Origin of the sequence: uncultured Sneathiella sp. (genome assembly GCF_963973085.1) — a bacterium.
Classification (GTDB): domain Bacteria; phylum Pseudomonadota; class Alphaproteobacteria; order Sneathiellales; family Sneathiellaceae; genus Sneathiella.
The window spans coordinates 588,627-609,928 of sequence record NZ_CAXAXA010000001.1; the positions used below are offsets into that span (position 1 = coordinate 588,627).

19 protein-coding genes are annotated in these 21,302 nt (G+C 55.0%); 6 read left to right on the top strand and 13 right to left on the bottom strand.

The features are described 5' to 3' along the window. Positions 1-36 precede the first annotated feature (36 nt). From AACZ19_RS02775 to AACZ19_RS02830, 12 genes are all read right to left on the bottom strand, one after another. The gene (locus AACZ19_RS02775; protein WP_339630907.1) at positions 37-1,983 is read right to left on the bottom strand and encodes a TRAP transporter fused permease subunit; all 1,947 of its coding nucleotides are present in this window, start codon (positions 1,981-1,983) and stop codon (positions 37-39) included. Positions 1,984-2,120: 137 nt separating this feature from the next. Continuing rightward, entirely contained in the window at positions 2,121-3,101 is a 981-nt protein-coding gene (locus AACZ19_RS02780; protein ID WP_339630909.1) for a TAXI family TRAP transporter solute-binding subunit, read from the bottom strand. Between the two features lie 76 nt (positions 3,102-3,177). Then, positions 3,178-4,779: a carboxyl transferase domain-containing protein gene (locus AACZ19_RS02785; RefSeq protein ID WP_339630911.1), complete on the bottom strand. Its 1,602-nt coding sequence runs from the start codon at positions 4,777-4,779 to the stop codon at positions 3,178-3,180. Further along, positions 4,776-4,997 carry an acetyl-CoA carboxylase biotin carboxyl carrier protein subunit gene (locus AACZ19_RS02790; protein WP_162858404.1) on the bottom strand — a complete coding sequence of 74 codons (222 nt, stop codon included), beginning with the start codon at positions 4,995-4,997 and terminating at the stop codon, positions 4,776-4,778. Before AACZ19_RS02790 ends, AACZ19_RS02785 begins: the two co-directional genes overlap by 4 nt. 24 nt (positions 4,998-5,021) lie before the next feature. Next, on the bottom strand, positions 5,022-6,581 hold the full coding sequence (locus tag AACZ19_RS02795; RefSeq protein ID WP_339630912.1) for a carboxyl transferase domain-containing protein: 1,560 nt from the start codon (positions 6,579-6,581) through the stop codon (positions 5,022-5,024). Next, positions 6,578-7,861 (bottom strand): CoA transferase, encoded by a 1,284-nt coding sequence (locus tag AACZ19_RS02800; protein WP_339630914.1) that lies wholly within the window; start codon positions 7,859-7,861, stop codon positions 6,578-6,580. Before AACZ19_RS02800 ends, AACZ19_RS02795 begins: the two co-directional genes overlap by 4 nt. Positions 7,862-7,874: 13 nt before the next feature. Then, positions 7,875-8,573, bottom strand: coding sequence for a GntR family transcriptional regulator (locus tag AACZ19_RS02805; protein ID WP_339630915.1), 699 nt, complete (start codon positions 8,571-8,573; stop codon positions 7,875-7,877). Positions 8,574-8,891: 318 nt separating this feature from the next. Next, on the bottom strand, positions 8,892-9,662 hold the full coding sequence (locus AACZ19_RS02810; protein WP_339630917.1) for an ABC transporter ATP-binding protein: 771 nt from the start codon (positions 9,660-9,662) through the stop codon (positions 8,892-8,894). Positions 9,663-9,680: 18 nt separating this feature from the next. After that, entirely contained in the window at positions 9,681-10,517 is an 837-nt protein-coding gene (locus AACZ19_RS02815) for a GNAT family N-acetyltransferase (protein WP_339630919.1), read from the bottom strand. Beyond that, entirely contained in the window at positions 10,514-11,950 is a 1,437-nt protein-coding gene (locus AACZ19_RS02820; RefSeq protein ID WP_339630921.1) for an amidase, read from the bottom strand. Before AACZ19_RS02820 ends, AACZ19_RS02815 begins: the two co-directional genes overlap by 4 nt. Next, entirely contained in the window at positions 11,947-12,804 is an 858-nt protein-coding gene (locus AACZ19_RS02825) for an ABC transporter permease (protein ID WP_339630923.1), read from the bottom strand. The genes AACZ19_RS02820 and AACZ19_RS02825 overlap by 4 nt, the downstream gene beginning before the upstream one ends. A 131-nt stretch (positions 12,805-12,935) precedes the next feature. Next, a complete protein-coding gene (locus tag AACZ19_RS02830; protein ID WP_339630924.1) occupies positions 12,936-13,625 on the bottom strand; it encodes a TetR/AcrR family transcriptional regulator in 690 nt (229 codons plus the stop codon). 174 nt (positions 13,626-13,799) lie between these two features. Here AACZ19_RS02830 and AACZ19_RS02835 point away from each other — a divergent pair, with 174 nt between their 5' ends. Further along, complete coding sequence (locus AACZ19_RS02835) at positions 13,800-14,795, top strand: ABC transporter substrate-binding protein (RefSeq protein ID WP_339630926.1); 996 nt, start codon at positions 13,800-13,802, stop codon at positions 14,793-14,795. Positions 14,796-14,882: 87 nt separating this feature from the next. Here the strand turns inward: AACZ19_RS02835 and AACZ19_RS02840 are convergent, their stop codons facing one another. After that, positions 14,883-15,842: a LysR family transcriptional regulator gene (locus tag AACZ19_RS02840; RefSeq protein WP_339630928.1), complete on the bottom strand. Its 960-nt coding sequence runs from the start codon at positions 15,840-15,842 to the stop codon at positions 14,883-14,885. A 109-nt stretch (positions 15,843-15,951) separates the two neighbouring features. On the opposite strand from AACZ19_RS02840, the gene AACZ19_RS02845 reads away from it, so the two are divergent. The 5 genes from AACZ19_RS02845 (at position 15,952) to AACZ19_RS02865 (ending at position 21,289) form a co-directional block, all read left to right on the top strand. After that, complete coding sequence (locus AACZ19_RS02845) at positions 15,952-16,821, top strand: ABC transporter permease (RefSeq protein ID WP_339630930.1); 870 nt, start codon at positions 15,952-15,954, stop codon at positions 16,819-16,821. Continuing rightward, positions 16,818-17,603 carry an ABC transporter permease gene (locus tag AACZ19_RS02850; RefSeq protein WP_339630932.1) on the top strand — a complete coding sequence of 262 codons (786 nt, stop codon included), beginning with the start codon at positions 16,818-16,820 and terminating at the stop codon, positions 17,601-17,603. The genes AACZ19_RS02845 and AACZ19_RS02850 overlap by 4 nt, the downstream gene beginning before the upstream one ends. Positions 17,604-17,642: 39 nt before the next feature. Continuing rightward, positions 17,643-18,782, top strand: a complete 1,140-nt coding sequence (locus tag AACZ19_RS02855) for an extracellular solute-binding protein (protein ID WP_339630934.1) — start codon at positions 17,643-17,645, stop codon at positions 18,780-18,782. Between the two features lie 66 nt (positions 18,783-18,848). Beyond that, positions 18,849-19,934, top strand: coding sequence for an ABC transporter ATP-binding protein (locus AACZ19_RS02860; protein ID WP_339630936.1), 1,086 nt, complete (start codon positions 18,849-18,851; stop codon positions 19,932-19,934). Then, positions 19,931-21,289: an aspartate aminotransferase family protein gene (locus AACZ19_RS02865; RefSeq protein ID WP_339630937.1), complete on the top strand. Its 1,359-nt coding sequence runs from the start codon at positions 19,931-19,933 to the stop codon at positions 21,287-21,289. Before AACZ19_RS02860 ends, AACZ19_RS02865 begins: the two co-directional genes overlap by 4 nt. The last annotated feature ends 13 nt before the right edge of the window (positions 21,290-21,302 follow it).

A 21,302-nucleotide genomic window follows, 5' to 3' on the forward strand; every position in this document is an offset into this window, starting at 1 on the left:
CCCTGATTATTGTGACCGAATAGAAGCCATTCCATATTATTCTGTCTGGGCTTTCTTGTCTAACCATACAGCGCGCCTCTGTGTGATGACAACAGTTGCCAGAACAAGTATCGCAACCACATCAAGCCACCACAGATTTGCCGCCACAACCGCCCCTACAGCAACCAGAAAGATAGCCACAGGAAGGGATATCCGCTGACGATAGAACCGCCCGCCGCCTATTGCCATCAACATGGAGGCAATAAGGCCCATAATAAGCGACCAGACGATTTCAACGGTGCTCGCTTCCAGCAAGACTGCTGGCCTGAACACGAAGAACAGTGGCATCATATACTTCATCAAGGCAAGTCGTATCGAAACGACGGAGACAGACCACCAGTCAGTTTTCGCAATAACCGCCGCCGTGAACACTGCAGTACAAACAGGCGGGGTCAGGGCCGACAGCAAGGCAGAATAAAAGACAACGAAATGCGCGACCAGCGGGTCAATGTCCAGACTGATAAGGGCGGGAGCGGCAACAGCCGCCGCCAGAAGATAGGCTGCAGTCGTCGGCATCCCCATCCCAAGAACCAGCGCAACCAGCATAGACAGCAAAACGCCGATGAAAATCTGGCCGTCCCCGATATTGACGATTGTTTCCGACAGCTTGATACCGGAGCCAGTCAGCCCGATAAGGGAGAGAGCAATCTGCGCCGTTACCAGCAAGGCAAGAATGCCCGTAATGCCAAAGGCGGCGGAGACGACGGCCTTTTGCAGATTTGCAATCCTCTCCTTTAGGTCATTGCCGCCAAACAGGCCGATCAGCAGATACAACCCGACATTCGTGCAGATTGCATAGAATGCCGCCAGAGTAGGCGTATTCCCGGAAAACATGCTAGTCAGCAGCACGCCCAGTGTTAAAACGAGCGGGCCAACGCGTCCCGGCGCTAGAACTTCCTTTTTTGTCGGGATATCCTTCTCATCAAAGGAACGCATATTTTCACGCCGGGCCTCAACGTCAATCGACATCCAGACACAAGCATAAAACAAAAACGCCGGAATAATCGCGGCATAAACAATATCAAGATACGGAACCGAGAGCAGTTCCGCCATCACGAAGGCCCCTGCCCCCATAATGGGAGGTGTAATCTGTCCGCCGGAAGAGGCCGTCGCTTCAACCGCACCGGCGAAGCGGGCCTTGTATCCAAGTCGTTTCATTGCCGGAATGGTGAAGGCGCCGGTGCTGGCAACATTGGCGACGGCAGCTCCGTTCAGCATACCGAAAAGCGCACTCGACACCGTTGCGACCTTGGCCGCGCCGCCCGGGAACCGCCCGGCGGCGATCAGTGCCATATCCATGAATGTCTGCGCCGCGCCGGTTGCCATGAGAAAAGCGCCAAAAATGATGAATATGGCAATGAGGTTGGCGGAAAGGCCCGTAACCGTTCCCCATATCCCCTCGGTGCCAAGATACAGATGCTCTATCAGATAGACAAAGTCAAAACCCGGATGCCCCCATGTCCCCGGGATATACTGCCCGAACAATGTATAGAGCAGCATGACGATCGCGAGAACGGGAAGCGCCGGTCCGGTGGTTCGCCATGCGGCGATGAGCAGGAGTATTGTCAGGATTGAGCCGAGGACAAGCTCAACCGGCTTGACGGTGAGAATGAAGGATTCTGTAATTCTGGCTTCCTGGGTCAGAATATAGACAGTCGTGATAATTGCCAGAACGGCAAAAATTATGTCTATCGCGCAAGCAAAATTAACGCGCGCACCGGACGAACTGTAATATCGGACGAAACCCAGAAAAACAATGGCGAGACCCAGCCCGACATGAACAGCCCGCTGCGACAGTGGCGGCAGTTGCCCGAAGCCCGCAGTATAGAGCTGAAATACGATGAGGATCATGCATAAAGTCCACATTACAGGGCGGTAAAGCCGGGGTAATGCGTCAAGCCCACGTTCCTCGTCTTCGTCTTTTAGTACGTCTCCCACGCTCATTTGCCTTATCCCTGCCGTACTTTTTAAGCTGATTATTGGATGAATATGCGCCTGTCATATCCGCCGTTCATCTGGCGTTATGAAGAAGCCCGGCGCGCCTGTGACGCGCCGGACTGGTATCTACAGCTTCCGCTTTCTTACTTCATTTCCGGCGGGACAAGGCGTTCGGGCACATCCAGCCCACGAGAGCGATAAAATTTCACCGCGCCACTGTGAAGGGGAATGGTAATCAGGTTCAGAGAATCCTGCATCACATCCAGTTTGCCGAACGACGGAAACGCCGCGACCTGCGGTCCGGGATTATCGACAACGCCTTCAAGGATGGCGATCACCTGCTCGTCCGTCATGCTGTCCGACAGGGCGAACTGGCCAATAACCTGGACAGGTGATGTAAAGGCCGGGAAATTCTCGACTTCATTGTTTTTGTATTTTTGGAAATTGATGAAGGGGAATTTTTCCTTCACCTTGGTGACTTCATCATCCGTAAATCCGAGAAGACGGATGGGCGTGAAGGCCATCAGCTCAAGGGTCGTCCCGTCAAGAACCGCTGTGCCACCCGCCTTCACATAGCCGTTCGAGCGGTTGTCCTTCACCGCCGCCACGGCATCCGCCAGACTGGCCCGGTAGAGTTCCGGTTTCACATCAACAGCCTCCAGCATCTGGATCGCCAACTGCTCCGTTGCAGAACCGCGCTGACCGGGCGTGAACTCCTTGCCCGCCAGATCAGAGATGGACTTGATACCGGAATCCTCACGCACAACCCATGCCTGAAGCGCCGGCGCATGAACCCAGAGGCCACGCAGTTTCGGCATGGCATTACCGTCAAACTTCCCGATACCCTTATAGGCCTGATAGATCGTGGCGTATGTTCCAAGGCCCATGTTAATCTGGCCCTGTCCGATCCGCTTGAGATTATCGACGGCACCACCGGTGGAGATAACGGTAATATCGACGGCATCGCCTGACTTCTCGTTAATCGCTTTGGCCGCCGAAGCTGCATATGTGTAATGAACTGATTTAAGCGCCGTTGTACCAAAGGCAATCCGGTCGGCGGCTTGTGCGCCTCCGGCTACCATAAAGACGGCGCAGATGGCCGCGAAACTGTTACGTATTTTCATTGTTATTTCCTTCCCTGTTAGAAGAATTAATCCGCTTTCGGTAATTTCGTTTCCACCGTCACCGGCATGGCACCCGTCAGGGTGATACGCCCGCCTTTCCTTTCGGACCAAGATTGGCCCTGAGGCGACCTTCTGCGAGCGCAATAAATTCACAAAGGATCGGGCGGGTTTCACTCGGGTCGATAATTTCCTCGACCGCAAACGCTTCTGCTGTCCGAAACGGCGAGGCATAAGCCCTCAATTCCGCTTCCAGTTCTTTTTCCCTGGCTTTGGGGTCGTCGGCACTCTCGATGTCACGTCGGAATGCGGCGGCAACACCGCCTTCCACAGGCAGGGAACCCCATTCCCCCGTCGGCCAGCTTATTTTCAGATCGATATCATTCTTGTTGCAGGTGGCCATTCCCGCCATACCGTAACATTTCCGGATGACCACTGTGAGCGTTGGCACGGTCAACTGACCGGCCACATAAACTGCCCGCATTCCCTCACGCAAGGTTGCTTCCTGTTCCGCCTTTAGCCCCACCATGAAGCCGGGCACATCTACAAGAAAGACCAGCGGAATGTGAAATGTATCGCACAGCTCCATAAACCGTATCTGCTTATGGGCCGAGGCGGCATCCATCGCACCGGAATAGAATTTCGGATTATTCGCGATGATCCCAACCGGACGACCATCAAGTCGCGCCAGAGAGGTGATAACTGACTTCCCATTGGTCGGCTGGATTTCAAAAACCGAGCCTTTATCAACAACAAGTTCGATGAGATCATGCATGCTATAAGGCTGAGTGCGCTTTTCGGGAACGATATCGCGCAACGCCTGTTCGCACCGGTCCACCGGATCATTGCACGTCATAACAGGTGGCAGCTCCCATACATTCTGTGGCATGAAACTGAGGAAGCGGCGAATCTGCTCAAATGCTTCTTCCTCTGAGTCAACCGCGTTATGAATTGTCCCCGCCTTGTCAACGGCCACCGCCGCACCGCCAAGTTCCTCCTTGGTGATATCGCGCCCCAGGGATCTTTTCACAACGGGCGGACCCGCCGCGAACACCTGGCTCGTTCCGCGCACCATGATCGAAAAATGCGATAGAATTGCGCGTCCCGCCGGCCCCCCGGCCGCAGTTCCCAACACAGCGGAGACGACAGGGACCTCCCCAAGAAGCTGAACCGAACGTTCAAAGCCGTGAACGCCCGGAAACGCAACATAGCCGCGCTTCTTGGCCGAAGTCACCGTTCCCCCGGCCCCGTCAATGAGGTTGACCAGAGGAATTTTATAGTAATGGGCAAGATCTTCAATAAAGCCACCCTGCCCGCCCTTGCGCCGCGCGGCACCAAAGGTGGTTCCGCCGCGCACGGTAAAGTCCTCACCGCCTAAGGCAACAGGGCGACCGTTGACGCGCGCCATGCCGGCCACATAGGGTGCCGGAGTTACCCGCATCAACTTGTTGTTCTCGTCATATTCACCGGAACCGCCGAGGGTTCCAATCTCGCGAAGGCTTTCCTCGTCAATGAGCTTCGCAAATCGTTCGCGAACCGTCAGTCGGCCGTTGGCATGTTGTCGCTCAATCGCCGCGGGCCCGCCCATTTCAAGGGCGGAAACTCGGCGGAAATGGAGTTCCTCATTGATGGCACTTCCGGCGTCCTTGCCCTCACCGGCGCTGCTATTATCAGATTTCAACTCTCGATCGTGCATAGCACCTGGTCCTCATCCACCGATTCTTCGGGTTGCACTTTCAACTCGGCAAGCGTGCCGTCAACCGGCGCTTCAACCGGGATTTCCATTTTCATTGATTCCAGAATCATGATGGTGTCGCCGGTTTTCACCGCGTCGCCCACTTTCATCTCCACTTTCCAGACCGAGCCAATTACCTCGGAAGCAACATTCGTGATAGTCATACAAATCTCTCCAATTTGCGGTGTTCAAAAGGTTGTCGGCCAGTTGGCCAGTTTATGGCGGCCAATACCGCGACTTTTTCTTAACTGCTGAATCTTGAGTTCCTCAATGAGGTATCTGCGTGTATCCTGCGGGGCGATGACGCTTTGTGCCGCAAAAATCTGGGCGAGGCCGAGATAAGTGCTGTTCCGCTCCATTTCGTCCCGGATACTCTGTTTCTCGTCTTCACCGACATCGCGTCCCCAAGTGACAACTTCGGTTGCGTATTGCGGGTCCATGAAACTGACTTCAGCTGTCGGCCAGACGGCAACGGAATCGGAGTTCCGGCCGCCCCCCATATTGAGATATGCCTGCCCATAGCTCTTACGCATGATCACTGAAAGTTTTGGAACCGTGCACATTTGAAGTGCCGTCATGAAGTTCATGATCTTTCCTGGCGCTTTCTTTTTCTCCCCCTCAATACCGATCACGAACCCCGGCGTATCGACCAGCATGACGATTGGGATATTGAAGGAATCACACATCACCAGAAAGCGCGTGACCTTCTCGCATCCGTCGACATCCAGCGCACCGGCCTTTGCCATCGGATTGTTCGCCACCACACCGACGACGCCCCCATCCAGACGGGCCAAACCGGTAACAGCCGTCCGTCCAAAGCGCGGCTTGAACTCGAAAAAGCTTTCAAGATCGACGATACAGTTAATGATCTTGCGCACATCATAGCCACGCTTGCGGCTGTCCGGCAGAATCTTTGTAATCTTCTCCGCCTCCTCATCGCTCCCTTCCGGCACCGGTGCGAGAGGCGGCGTTTCGCCATTGTGAGAGGGCATGTAGGATAGAAACTTCCGAATTTCAGCCACCGCTTCTTCATCCGTTTCGACGACACGATCGACCATGCCGGTAACTTCACTATGGAGTTTCCAACCACCCAAATCTTCCGGTTCAACCGTCTGCCCGATGGCGAGAGAGGCCAGCGCCGGGCTGGCGACAGCAAAAATCGCTCCTTTACGCATAACCGTAAAATCAGAAAGACAAGAGTACCACGCAGACGAACCAAAGCACTGCCCCAGAACCGCCGACACCCATGGCGTCTCTCGCTCCCGCGCATACTGGTGCGGATCATTGCCGAGCATCGTGCCCATGCCTTCGGATCCCATATTATCCGGCATCCGGGCACCGGAAGATTCGCCAAGGAAGACCAGCGGAAAGCCGCGGTCGGTCGCCGTGCGCTTGATATGGCCGATCTTCTTCATATTGGTCATGCTGGACGAGGCGCCCTTGACGGTGAAATCGTTGGAGACCACACCGACCATCCGGTCGTCTATCAAGCCGAACCCGGCAACCTTGCCGTCCGCAGGCGTTCTATTCCTGTCTTCTTCAAAGACGGTGGAAACGCCCAGGAGTCCGTTTTCCGAAAAAGTTCCGGGATCAAGGAGCTTATCTATCCGGCTCCGGGCGTTCATAACTCCCGATGCCTCACGTCGCGCGATCTTTTCCCTGCCACCCATCTGACGCGCCGCCTCTTCGCGCTCGCGCAGGAGCTTCAGGCGTTCGTCGAGGGTTTCCGGGATTGCATCCTCACTCATTTACTCACTCCAACTGAATTTTCTTCTTGTTTGTTTTCCGAGCCGATTGATGCTGCCGCGCCTTTTACGGTCGCGTTCTTTTCCAGCTGTTCTATCTCGCCATGGGAGAGGTTAAGTTCACCGTGCAACACATCATATGTGTCCTCACCGCACTGTGCCCCCGCACGCCATAACGCACCCGGTGTTCCCGACAGCTTTGGCACTACCCCGGCAACCGTTACATTGCCGAGTTTCGGATCCGCCACATCGACAAGCATGTCACGCGCTTGAAAGTGCGGATCGTCAAAAATATCATCCATCTTGTAGATGCGCGCTGCCGGAACATTGGCTGCCAGAAGCTCTTCTTCTATTTGCTCAACCGATTTTGTCCGCGTCCAGTCGCCAACAAGGCGGTCGCACGCATCTTCATTTTCAGCCCGCGCAACGGCTGACTTGAACTTTGGATCTTCGGCCAGTTCCGGTTTTCCGATAACATCGGCCAGCCGATAGAAAACCGGATCGGATGCTGCCGCGATCACGACGAAGCGATTGTCCTGCGTGGGATATATTGAGTTCGGCGTATTGCCGGGAAGCCTCGATCCGGCCCGCTCTGCCACCTTGCCGAGCTGCTGAAACGCCGGAACATGCGGCTCCATAAAGCTGAAGGCTGACTCATAAAGAGCCGCATCCACTACCTGACCAACGCCCGTGTTATGGCGCTCCACCACGGCCATCATCGCGCCGAAGGCGCCATAGAGACCGGTAATATAATCGGTGAGAGATGTGGCAACCCGGGGCGGAGGACGGTCGGAGTCTCCGGTAATCTCCCGAAGACCGCTAACAGCCTCGCCAACTACGCCATAACCGCTCCGATTACTATAGGGGCCGGACTGGCCGAAGCCACTGATCCGCACGAGAATCAGACCAGGATTGTCTTCTTTGAGATCACCATACCCAAGGCCCCAGCGCTCCAACGTGCCGGGACGAAAATTCTCGACGACAATATCCGCGCCCAGACACAGGCGACGAACGAGTTTTCGCCCTTCTTCCTGTCGCATGTTGATGGATACAAGCCGCTTATTGCGGAAGATAGATGCCCCGTAGAGCGACTGCCCGTCGCGGCGCGTCCCCATGGAGCGCACCGCATCGCCTTCTGGCTGTTCCACCTTGATTACATCCGCGCCGAAGTCGGCCATCAATCTTGTGCAAAACGGCCCGGCAACTGTAGATCCGAGTTCAATGACGCGTAGCCCCTTCAGTGGGCCCACGCCATTCCTCTTGTTGTTGTCATCTGCTGTCATAGCCGGACCGCTCTCACAGGAGGAAATCGTTATATTTGAGAAACCATTGACGGGCGCTGCGGATGTTATTGCGCTTCAGGTCTTCCGCAAGCTCAACATCACCGGCGCGCATGGCTTGCAATATTTCCCGATGTTGGCGAAATCCCTCACTGGCGCGGCCCGGCACCAGCATCAAGCGCCTTGTCATACTCAACACCCGGTCATAGATATCGTCCAGCAACCCGCGGAGCGTCCCGCTGCCGGCGGCATCAATGCAGCTTTGACGAAATTCCGCGATGGCCGCCATATAGGCATTAAAATCATTTTCTGCGACGGCCTTCTCCAGATCATCCCCGAACAGCTCAATCAGGTCGTCCCAGTAGTCAGGCTCGGTATTCTGTGTTGCCAGCCGGACCATCAGGCCCTCCAGCACCTCGCGAACATCGAACAGCTCCAGAAAGCTGTCTGCCTCCAGCCGCATGACAACGGCCCCCTTGTTCGGAATCCGCTCGATCAGGCCGCGTTCCTCCAGAATGCCGAACGCATCGCGGACGCGGGACCGGGATACGTTGAACTCTTCCGCCAGTTCATTTTCGCGAATGCGGGAGCCGGGCGGCATCTGGTTGGTGACAATGCGTCGACGTAGCTCATCCACTAGCCGGTCCGTGTCGGAGACCGGCGGTTTGGAGGAGGATTCCACGCCCCGAAAATTGGTGACATTTTTGCTGGTCATTTTTGCTTCGTTTTTTCGAGTTTATTCCCTGTTCTTAAAACGATATGTATTGCCGATAATATTGTCAACAATATAATTTGCAATTATGTCGTCAAATATAGGTGTGAAAAATACTCGAAGAACCACCAGAAATTAGCGTTTTTTTGGACTTTAAGTCATATGCTATGGAGTCTTTGAGGGAAAAACAGACAAGCTGGCAGCCGCGAATGAATGCCCGGTCACGCTGGGTGGAAGCAATTTTAAACAGAACAGGGAAGAAGAGTGCGGTGCTAAATAACAGTGATTCAAATCACCATAAAACCGCAAACAGAGCGCGTTTTATTCAACACCCAGCAAGTCATAAATCTTGCGGGTATAGATACCGAATTCCGGTTCGGTGACCATGGAAAGATGCCGCGGCACGTCAAGCTCGATGGGGAAATAGGACGCCATGCGGGCGGGGCCTGCCGTCAATACGGCGCAATGGGTACCAAGGAAGACCGCCTCCTGAATGCTGTGTGTTACAAACAGGACCGTCTTGCCTGACCTTCGCCAGATCTGGTGAAGCTCCGTATTCATTTTCTCCCGCGTCAGCGCATCCAGCGCACCGAACGGCTCGTCCATCAGAACGATTTCGGGATCATGCACAAGGGAGCGGGCAATGGCCGCCCGCTGCTGCATCCCACCAGAAAGCTCATAGGGGTAGACATCCTCAAAGCCACGCAGGCCGACCATTTCAAGGAGGTCTTTTGCTCGGCCTCGTGCCTCCTTCATGGGAAGCCCAAGTATTTCGGCTGGCAGCAGAACATTATCCATAATTTTGCGCCATTTCAGCAGCAACGCCTGCTGGAACACCATGCCGATGTCACGGCTGCGATCAATCGGTCGTTCTGCATTGCCGATTTCGATGGTTCCGGCTTCGACCGGGATCAGATCCGCGATGATTTTCAGGATCGTCGATTTTCCGCAACCGGAGGGCCCAACAAGTGATATAAAATCCCCCGCGTTAATCTCCATGCTGACGTCGGAAACAGCGACCGTTTCCTTTTCCTTGGTGCGATAAATTTTCTTGATACCGGAAAGATTAATTATCGTGTTCGCAGACATCATTTTCAACTTTCAGTTCAATCACCCAAGTTCAGGCCCGGCGGCGGCATAGGCCAGGGTCGGATCGCCCATCGTTCTGACCGGCCCGCGTATCATTCGCGTGAAGCCACGTTGCACCGCGAACCCACAGGTTGTCAGATTAGAGGCAAACCCCTCTTGCGCATCAAAGGCATCAATGGTTATCGTGCCGGAGATCGAGGCAACAGCTGTATCGAGAAGGCTTTTCGCTATCGCTTCGTCATTCGCCGACACTGGTCCGAGTTGGGTTACGCCCCGCCCTTCCCGGCCAAGAAGAAATCCCGCCTCATGATCGACAACAAATGCTGGGCCGCGCGTCATCAAATCACCGAGAATGGAGGGACGATGCGCCCCGAACGCCTTCGCATCATAATCCGCAATCCAGGTCAGAGCCTCTGCCCGTGCGGGAGATGCCGTCACCTCGCCGCCGAAATCGCCGCCCTCTCGCCGCCACCGGGAAATGCTCAGTAAATCGTGAAAGCCCATCTGCGAATACACGGTGCGCCCATCGGGAGTGGCATCGAGCAAGGGCATTATTCCCTTCTCTTCAAGCCATTCGCAGCATTTATCCACTATTCTCGTGGCCAGCCCTTTTCTCTGCCAGTCCCGTGTGACCAGCACCATGCTAACCCAGCCATATCTGTCATCCATTGGCAGGGCGACACCGGATGCGATTGGGACACCCGACGGATCGCGAAATCCGGCGCAATAGCCGAGGCCCATCATCAGTCGCCAGTCATCCGCTACCTGTGTCCAGCCCGCTTCCCCCGAAAGATTGAGGACCGCCTCCATATCGTCGGGCGTCAGATCATCGAAGGTAAGCGCGTCAACGGATGTCATGATATCGCGGCACCCGGCTTTCCATATCGTGGCTTGATATCTTCCCAAGGGAGGATTTTCTCAAATTGCCGCGCAGCCTGAAGAACCGCCAAATCGGCGAACTGTGGCCCGACGATCTGCATGCCGATCGGCATTCCGCTGACTGAAAATCCGCAAGGAATGCTCGCCGCAGGTTGACGCGTCATATTGAACGGAGAGGTAAAAGGTATCCAGTCATACCGACCGCCGCCTTCCGGTGCGTCCTGTTCAGCAGGGAATGCTTGTGCTGAGATCGCAGGGGTCAGCAAAATATCGTATGTTTTGTGGAACTCAGCCATCTGCCGGTGCAGCTCAGCCCGCTCCATTTCAGCGTCAAAATGCGTTGTCAGATCGGCACCGCGCGAGGCCTGTATCTCCTCTGCGATCATCGGATCCACTTTTGCCATGTCTTCTGGCGCAAGATTGCGAAAGGCATAGTCGGCAAAACCCTTCTTCAGCCGCTCCAGAGAGTCGAGAGGACTATCCATAACCTTCACTACATGGTCAACATGTGCGCCATTGGCGGCGAGTTTATCAACAGCACGCCTGACAATGGCTTCGAGTTCTTCGTCAACCTCCGCATAGCCCATGGTCGGGCTGTATGCAATGCGCAGGCCCGATAAATCACATTCTTCCAGCATTTCCTCATAGGCGATTGGATCATAGGGCAAGGCGCCGAAATCGCGTGTATCGGGGCCAGAGATCACACTCAGCATCATCGCCGCATCGGTCACATTCCGGGTTATCGGCCCGAATCCGGCAAGACTTGCATACGGGGTTGGCGGAAACATCGGAACGCGCCCGCCGCTTGGCTTATGCCCAAAAACACCGCACAGGCTCGCCGGAATTCGAATGGATCCGCCCGCATCTGTGGCAAGGGCGAGCGGCCCGAGACCCGACGCAACGGCGGCGGCCGCGCCGCCGCTGGAGCCCCCCGGAGTGAGTGCCGGGTTCCAGGGATTGCGGGTAATGCCTGTCAGGGCACTGTTGGTGACTGGTTTTGAGGCGAACTCCGGCGTCGTTGTCTTGCCGAATATGACCGCGCCGGCTTCACGCAATCTTGCCACTGCGGGCCCGTCAACATTCCACGGCTGGTCCGGACTGATCGTCAGCGACCCCCGTAAAGTCGGCCAGCCCTTTGTCAGGATAATGTCCTTGATGGAGACCGGAATCCCGTCTATGGGACTTAATGGTTGGCCCGCTTTCCATCGACTTTCGGACGCCCTTGCCGCTTCCAGCGCCGCATCCCGATCCAGCACACAAAAGGCATTCAGAACGGGTTCCAGCTGCTCAATTCTTGAAAACAGGTTCTCCGTCACGTCAACCGGGGAAAGCTCCCCGCTCCGAAACGCGCTTGAAAGGCTATGAGCGGACCTGAAAGCAAGCTCTTCCGTCATGTGAAGATCGGAACTCATGACTGGCCTTCCAGTCGCGCATCTTTCGGCACGAAAATACTCTCAAGCAATGTGACAAAGCTAAACAGGCCGATGCCCAGTACGCTCAGGAGCAAAACCGCCATGAACATCGCCGCCGTATCCAGCGTTGACTGAACCTGGATCATCAGATAACCAAGCCCCTGGCTTGACGCCACGAACTCTCCGACAATCGCGCCAGCAAGCGCCAGAATGGCACCGACTTTCATGGATGAGAAGATATAGGGCATTGCACCCGGAAGCTGAATTTTGCGGAATATCTGCCAGCGCGTGCCTTTTAATGCGCGGACCAAGTCCAGCAGGTCCGGCTCCACTTCGCGCAGGCCACGCCCGGAAGTTATCAGGATCGGAAAGAAAGAAAGAATGAAGGCAAAAAACACGTTCGTTCCAATCCCATAGCCAAACCAGACAATGAGTAGCGGCCCCAGGGCGATCTTTGGAATCATACTAAAGGTGACAAACAGGGGAAATAAGGTCGTCTGCAAACTCCGGAACCAAGAGAACAACAGAGCCAGCAAAACACCGACAACCACTGCCAGGCAGTATCCCGCGACTATCTCCCATGCCGTGATCATGGTGTTATCCAGCCACTGGTATTGCGGCTGCGCAAGCGTTGCAAATGTCTCGCCCGGTGATGGCAGAATTAACTTGTGAACAAGACCTGTTGCCGTAACCGCGTACCACAGAACAACAACCATTATATGGACAAATGCAACGACCGAGTAACGTGGCAGGTTGGTCACAAAGTGAGGCCAGCTCCTGCTAAACCAACCAACCGGGCGCCGCAAGGTCGGCATGTCGTTATCAGGATTCGATTTCGCACTTGCCTCGCCCATTCGCATCCCCAATCCAAATCAGGAAACAATCAACCAACTGTTTGGATGATTATTAAATAGATGAATACCGCCTGTCAATAATGGAAATGCGGCTCTTTCACCATTTTCCGACACCCTTTTTTACCAGCAACTTATCGAACAACCGCATCGGTTATGAGCTTGACGACATGCGCCTTTCGCTCTGAAATATTCTCTGGTGTATCCAGCTTATGTCCAAAGATCGCTGATAGTGTGTAGATATTGCTGAAATAGAAAAAGCCCAGCCCTGCAATTGACATGTAAAGCTGCTCGGGGTTGAGACCGCTGCGAAACACGCCCTCCTTCTCTCCCCTTTTCAGTATGCGCTCAATAGCGGTTATAAGGGGCGAATGCAGGAGTTCCAGATCCTTGATATCTTTCATATGGCGGCCTTTATGCACATTTTCATCAATGAGCATTGCCGTAAAATCACGGTTCTTAGCCGTATAATCGAAAGAAAATTCAACCAGCTTCTGTATTGCCTCAAGCGGCGGGAGAGTATCAAGTTTCAGCCCTTGCTCCCGCTTGCGGATTTCAAAATAGATACTTTCAAGAACATGGCGGTACAACTCATCCTTGTTGCCAAAGTGATGATAGACAAGCTGTTTATTTACCCCCGCACGCTTTGCGATTTCATCGACACGCGCACCTTCAAGGCCCCGATTGGCAAACTCTTTACGCCCCGCCGCCAACAATTTCTTGCGCGTCGCCCCCGGCACACGCTTCTTTACTACCTTCTCATCCTCTGGCAACGCCTCTGTCTGCATCAATGCGTCTGTCTGTGTCGTTGATAACTTGGCCATCTTCCCTCTAAATCAACCAACCAGTTGGATATATATTGACTTACATTATGACATAGATAACATTATTGAACGATCTGACAACTGATAATGACCATTGCAACCATATTTGATTGCCCGTGGCCTCCAAAGACTGTTTAGCCTATGCGCCATGTATTTCTACAACAGGAGAGAGCGATGAAGAACCTTTTAAAATCCTGGATTGCCGGCACAGCACTCCTGAGTATTTCCGCTACTGCCGGTTGGGCAGAGGAAGCGAATCTGATCCTGAACTGGACACCAGGCGCGGATCACGCTCCCATATATTATGCACTTGAACAGGGTTGGTATGCCGATGCGGGCCTCGACCTGAAGGCGAACAGCGGCAAAGGGTCCGGTCTCGCCGCACAGACCGTCGGGACAGGCTCCTCTGAATTCGGCATTGCCGAACTTGGCACGGCATTTGTTGCCAAGTCCAAAGGCGCGGACCTGACCGCCATCATGGTCCTCTACGCGAATTCGCCCCTTACACTCTACTGGAAGAAATCCTCCGGTATGAAAGGTCCGAAAGATTTCGCGGGTCACACTCTCGGCAACCCTCCGGGAGATGCGGCGCGTGTTCTCTGGCCGGCTTTCGCGAAAGCCGTCGGCCTTGAGGATGGCTCGGTCAGCTTTGTCAACCTCGCGCCACCCGCAAAGAATCCGTCCCTTGCCGCTGATCGCGTTGATATTATCAGTGAATTCTATAATGGTCATGATGCGAAGGTTGCCGCCTTTGGTGATGATCTGGCGTTTCTCCGCTGGAGTGAATACGGCATCAACCCATATGGCAACTCATTCATCGTCAATACAGCCTACATGAAGGAAAACCCGGAAGCTGTCGCAACGTTTGTTTCGGTCACCCAGCGTGCTTATAGCGCCTGTGTCGAAGACCCGAAGCCTTGCGTTGACGCCCTGATGGCCGCGGCCAGCGGCCTCGATGAGAAAGCAATGTATGATCAATGGACGCGGGTCAAGGACTTGATGGCTGACAAAACCACGACGACGGAAGGGCTGGGCTTCTTCGATGGAGAGCGTATCCAGAACACCTATGACCTGATCGAAACCTATTTTGGTATGGAGAAACCATTTGATCCGGCGGACGCCTATACAAATGAATATCTCGACGGCTCGCAGAAAATGACCGCACAATAAAAAGGCAGGCACCACCTTTGAAAAAGGCCGGTTGACAGAGATTGTCTTCCGGCCTTTTTTGCAGTTTCCCTCGCCTCGTTTGAAAGCTCAACGATATGTTCGCTCACCAATATCAGTTCGATCGATCCGCGCAATGAGCGCTTCCAGAAAGGCCTGTTCGGCGCGGTTAAGCTGTACCTTTGGGTTCCAGACTACATAGACGTCGATCTTCCGCAAATCCTCATAGGGAGGTAACTGCCAGAGCTGTCCGTCCTCCAGGTCACGGCGCACCACATGAATGGGTAAGGGTCCGATCCCGAGACCGGCGATAATCATCCGCCGCACCTCCTCCAGATGGGCGGACGTCCCGACCACCCGATCACTTAAATGGGCCTCTGCCCGCATCAGGGTAACGGGCCTCAACGCATCGTCCATCTGATCAGTGACAAAGCTAACAGACGAGTGCCCTGCCAGATCCGCAATTGTCAGATTTTCCTTACCAAACAACGGATGGGAGGGGCCGCAGAAAAGACCAAAATATTCCTGAAACATGCGCCGATACCGCAGTTTCGGACTGCGATCATGAACCAGGCAAACCGCCAGCGACGCATGACGCGCTGTCAGGTTCTCAATCGCGTAACGGCTTGCGGTTACATCAATCGACAAGGTCGCATGGGGGTGGGTCGCATGAAATTCCGTCAGCGTATCGTTGAACAGCGGACTGACCACATGGCTGGCCATGGCAATCCGGACATGCCCCCTCACCTCATCCGTTACCTCCCGCATCAAGGTACCAAGGCGGAGGATCGCCCCATGGATTTCAATGGCCTCCCGTTCCAGCACCTGCCCTGCCGTTGTCAGGCGGAATTTTCCCGGTGATCGGTCAATCAGGCGTTTGCCGACCCTGCTTTCAAGCCGTTTCAGGGCACTCGACAGGGTCGGCTGTTTCAAGCGCAGAACCTCCGCCGCTTCCGTCAAGCTTTTCGACTTCGCAATAACGATAAAAGTCCGGAGCAGATTCCAGTCCAGTTCACGGGCGAGGCGCTCTATCGGGTCGGATTTTTCCATAGGCCATAAATTTCATCAATATTGAACATTGCCATTATCTATTTGATCAATACTAACCGCTATGTAACCTTTTTATCCAGAAGATTTATAGAGGGTATGGGGAGACCTGATGACAATCGAGACGCGCGAAGCACGGCAACCATGGAAATTGCTGGCGCCCTCGCTGACAGCGGTCACGCTGTTGCTCATTATCCCTCTCATGTTCATTGTCGTTTACTCTTTCTGGCTGCGCACCTCGACCGGCGCGGATCAGGTTGGCTTTTATCTGGATAACTGGCAAGAAGCGCTGACCGATCCCTTCTACCGGGATATTCTTTTCTACACCCTGAAGATTGCGGCAATTACCACGGTGGTTTGCGCCATTCTCGGCTATCCGGCGGCTTATTTCATTGCGCGATCCAAGGGCAACAAGGCCCTGCTGCTGCTCTTGCTCATGCTGCCGTTCTGGATCAGCTATATCATCCGCACCATGTCATGGATCAACATTCTGGGAGTTTCCGGCGCGGTCAATACGCTGTTGATAACACTCGGACTTACCGACGAGCCGATCCAGATGCTTTATAATCAGGTGACCATTGTTCTCGGTCTCGTGCATTTCCTGCTCCCCTTCATGATCCTGAATATCTATGTCAGCCTTGAGGGGATCGATACGACGCTGGAAGATGCGGCCCGGTCCCTCGGCGCGACGGGGTGGCAGAGCTTTCTTGAGGTTACACTGCCGCTTTCCATCGCCGGGCTTGCGGCGGGCGGCCTGCTCTGCTTTGTCCTTGCTGCGGGAACCTATATCACGCCTATCATTCTGGGTGGTCCGTCCGATGCCATGTTCGCAAACCTGGTCTTCGAAGCCATCATCACCCAGCTTGACTGGCCGCTTGGCTCGGCCCTTTCCCTGATGCTACTCGCCGTGCTGGGTGCACTGGTCATTGTCTATAACCATTTCCTCGGCATGGGCCAGTTAATGAAAGGATTGGGCAAATGAGCTGGTTTTTCCTCCGGTTCTGGACAATTCTGGTCTATCTGTTCCTGTTCCTCCCGATCGGCGTTGTCATTCTGCTCAGCTTCAACGCGAACCAGTTCGGGAGCTTTCCGATTACCGGCGTCTCGTTCCGCTGGTTTGTCAAGCTGGCGAACAATGACGCGATCTTGCGCGCCTTCGAGACATCGCTCCTTCTGGGTGCGTTGACCGCCATCATCTCGACGACCTTGGGCGTCCTCGCCAGCCTCGCACTTATCCGCTACAAGGTGCCGGGGCAGAATATGATCTCGACCCTGCTGATCGCACCGATCCTGGTGCCCGAAGTTGTGCTGGCGGTCGCCCTGCTCCTATTCCTGAATGCCCTTTCCATCAACAAGAGCTTTTTCCTGCTTCTGATGGGACATGTAATCTTTACGCTCCCCTTCGTCGTCCTTGTGGTTCAGGCCCGGCTGGTCAACATCCGCCGCGACGTGGAGGAGGCGGCCATGAGTCTCGGCGCCAGTCCGCGGCAAACCTTCTTCCAGATCACCTTGCCGCTGCTTGCCCCGGCCGTCTTCGCCGGCATGCTGTTCGCCTTTACCATCAGTTTTGACGACATTACCGGCACCCTGTTCTGGAAACCGGGGGGTGTCGAGACCGTTCCAACCCAGATTTTTGCGATGCTGCGCAACTCGATCTCGCCGGAGATCAACGCGCTCGGCACCGTCATGATTTTCCTGACAGTCGGTCTTCCACTGATCGGAATTGCGATTGTCCGGAAAATGTCAACGAAGAGTGGTGGGTAACACACGTACCGAAATTTTTTACAACCCAGGAGGTATCAAATGGATAATTCAAAACGCTACGAAAGATTACTGGAACGCTATAATAATGGAGACCTGAGCAGACGCTCTTTTCTCGGCCTGATCGGGGCGGCCGGTCTCGCCTACGGGGTGGCCACACCTTATGCAAGACATGCCCTGGCGGCAACGGAACAGGTCCGCTTCGACGGCTGGGGCGGTGTGGTTTCCGAGGCCTTCCGCAAATATGCGTTTGACCCCTACACAAAGAAAACCGGGATCAAGGTCGTCGACGGCACCTTCGGCAGCGGCGATGAATATATTTCCCGTATCAAGGCGAGTCAGCCGGGCGAATACAATATTGCCCATCTGTCCGGCGTATTCGACTACGCCCGGTACGATAATCTCGGCCTGACCAGTGTGCTGAACGAGAAAAACATCCCGAACCTTGAATATGTCATTCCGAAGCTGACGAATGTGTTCCGCAAGGTGACAGACGGAACACTGTCTTGCGTTCCCTATGACTATGGCACGACCGGGATTGCCTATAACCGCAAGCATATCTCGGACGAAGAAGCCAAGGAAAAAGGCGCGAAACTTTTGATCGACAAGGATCTGAAGGGAAAGCTTGGTGCCTGGGGCGACTGGCGGACACGGATCTGGTACGCCTCCCTGCAGACCGGGCAGGATCCGAACAACGCAACCGATATGGATGCTGTCTGGGATGCCATCCGCACGAACCGCGACCTGCTGCTCAAATACTGGAGCTCCGGTGCGGAACTGATGAGCCTGCTCGCGGAAGAAGAAATCTACGCGACGGAAGCCTGGTCCGGACGGGTCTATGCCCTTCAGGAACAGGGGCATGACATCGGCTATATGGATCCGCCCAACGGGTTCGGCTGGCAGGAATGCCTGTTCGTCATCAAGGGTTCTCCCATGGAGGCCTGCGAGGAACTTCTGAACTTCATGCTGGCGCCGGAAACCTCCATTGCGGTCGCAGAGGGCCAGAACTATCCGCCGGCACTCGACCCGAATAAAGTCGATCTTGGCGAGAAAATCCCGAAACTGCCGGCGTTCGATCCAACCGGCACGCTGGACGGACTCACCTTTGCCGATCCGACCTACTGGAATGACCATGAACAGGAATGGTCGAAGCAGTTCGGTCGTATTCAGAAAGGCTACTAAGCCCAATCGCTCCCCATCCGCTCCGGCGGGCGGGGAGCCCTTCATTCTCAGTCAAGGAGATTGTTCGTGAGTGTCGTCAGCCTAACAAATATCGTCAAGCGCTTCGGGGCCTTTACCGCCGTTCATCCCATGTCGCTGGAGATACCGGAGGGAAGCTTTATCACACTTCTCGGACCGTCCGGCTGCGGCAAGACGACAACCCTTCGCATGATTGCCGGGCTTCTTGACCCGACCGAAGGGGACATCACCATCGGCGGCGAGCGGGTGAACGATCTTCCAATTCATAAGCGCAACCTCGGGATCGTGTTTCAGAACTATGCACTCTTTCCCCATAAGACGATTGCTCAGAATGTCGCCTTTGGTCTCAAATACCGCGACGTTTCAAAGGCGGATATCACAAAGCGGGTCAAAGATGTGCTGGAACTTGTCCAACTGCCCGATGTCGGAGACAGATACCCCGCTCAGCTGTCCGGCGGTCAGCAGCAGCGGATCGCCCTCGCCCGCGCGATCATCATTGAGCCCGATGTCCTCTTGCTGGACGAACCGCTCTCCGCTCTCGACGCAAACCTGCGTGAGGATATGCGGATTGAGCTTAAGCGCATTCAGCAACAGACGGGGATCACCACCGTTTTTGTAACCCATGACCAATCCGAAGCCCTAGCCATGTCCGATCTTGTGATCGTCATGTCCGAAGGCCGGGTCGAACAGGTGGGCCCGCCGGAGGAAGTCTACAACAATCCGGCGAGTGAATTCATTGCCCGCTTTCTGGGCACCTCCAATATACTGGCCGCCCGTTGCACGGGGGTCTCAGAGAATAGCGTGACATTGGATGTCCCAGAAATGGGCACAATTACCCTGCCCAAAGACCGGAGCCGGGACGTTCATGAAGCCGAGCAAGTCAAGCTCGTGATCCGTGCAGAAAAGCTCAACCTGCTTCCTCAGTCCGCCACCGCGGACGATCGCTTTGCCACCGAGGGAACCGTCGAAACCGTCGATTATCAGGGACAGGCCGCACGGTATTTTCTGCGTGTTGGAAACACGCAATTGCAGGCCATCAATATGATCGAGACCAGGCCCTTCTCCGTCGGTGAAACCGTTTCCATCCGCGTTCGCCCTGTGGACTGCGTCGTCCTACCGGGAGAGACCGTATGACCGAACGGCCCAAAAGCAATCTATTCTATCAGACCCGCCTGCGCCGTCCTGCCCTTGCCCAGGCGCGGGGCATCTATATGTGGGATGTGGATGGCAAGCGCTATCTTGACGGATCTTCCGGTGCGATGGTTTGCAATATCGGCCATTCGAATCCGCATGTCCTGGAAGCCATGCGCCGACAGATGGAGAAATCGACCTTCGGCTATCGCCTTCATTTCGAGACAGAACCCTCCGAACGGCTGGCGACGAAAGCAGCCGCACTTGCCCCCGATGGGCTTGAGAAGGTCTTTTTCGTCTCCGGCGGGTCCGAAGCCGTGGAAAGCGCCGTCAAACTGGCCCGCCAATACGCCCTCGCGATCCGGGAGGGCCAGCGCTACAAGATCATTTCGCGATACCCGAGTTATCACGGCAGCACTCTTGGCGCACTGGCTCTTACAGGTTATGCCCCGATGACCGCACCGTTCGATCCAATGATGCACCAGATGCCGAAAATACCGGCACCCCGCGCCTACCTCGACGGGCTGGATATGACCCAAGAAAAAACCGGCCAGCATTATGCCGATATGCTGGAAGAGCGTATTCTGCAGGAAGGGCCGGAAACCGTCCTCGCCTTTATTGTCGAGCCGGTGGGTGGTGCTTCGACCGGGGCGCTGGTCCCTCCCGCAGGATATATGCAGCGAATCCGGGAAATCTGTAGCCGCTACGGCATTTTACTGATCCATGACGAGGTGATGACCGGCGGCGGACGGACGGGACGTTTTTTCGCGGCGGAGCATTGGGATGTCAAACCGGATATTCTTGTTATTTCCAAGGGCTTTGCCGCCGGATATGCGCCGCTCGGAGCCATGATTGCGGATGACGCGATTGTCGAACCTGTGCTGGCTGCTGGCGGGTTTCAGCACGGGTACACCTACGCGGGAAATCCGCTCGCCTGCGCCGCCGGTCTCGCTGTTATTGAGGAAATTGAAATACAGGGGATGATCGGTAACGCCACAAAAGTCGGGAACGTGCTGAAATCCGAGCTTGAAACGCTTATGACTCGCTATCCTTTTATCGGCGATGTGCGCGGCATGGGTTTGCTTCTCGCGTTCGAGCTGGTATCGGACCGCCAAAGCATGGCACCACTGCCGAAAGAGTTGAACGCATTTCAGAGGCTGGTGGATATTGCCTATGACAAAGGCCTGATTATCTATTCACGGCGAACGCGAGGCGGTCATGACGGTGATCATTTTCTCGTCTGTCCGCCTATGATCACGACGGCCGAAGATGTCGGGGAAATAATGGATCTCCTGACCTCCGCCCTCGATGCCTTTGCGGCGGAAACAGGCTTGCCTGCGCATTCTAACGCCGCCTGAAACTTACCTGTTC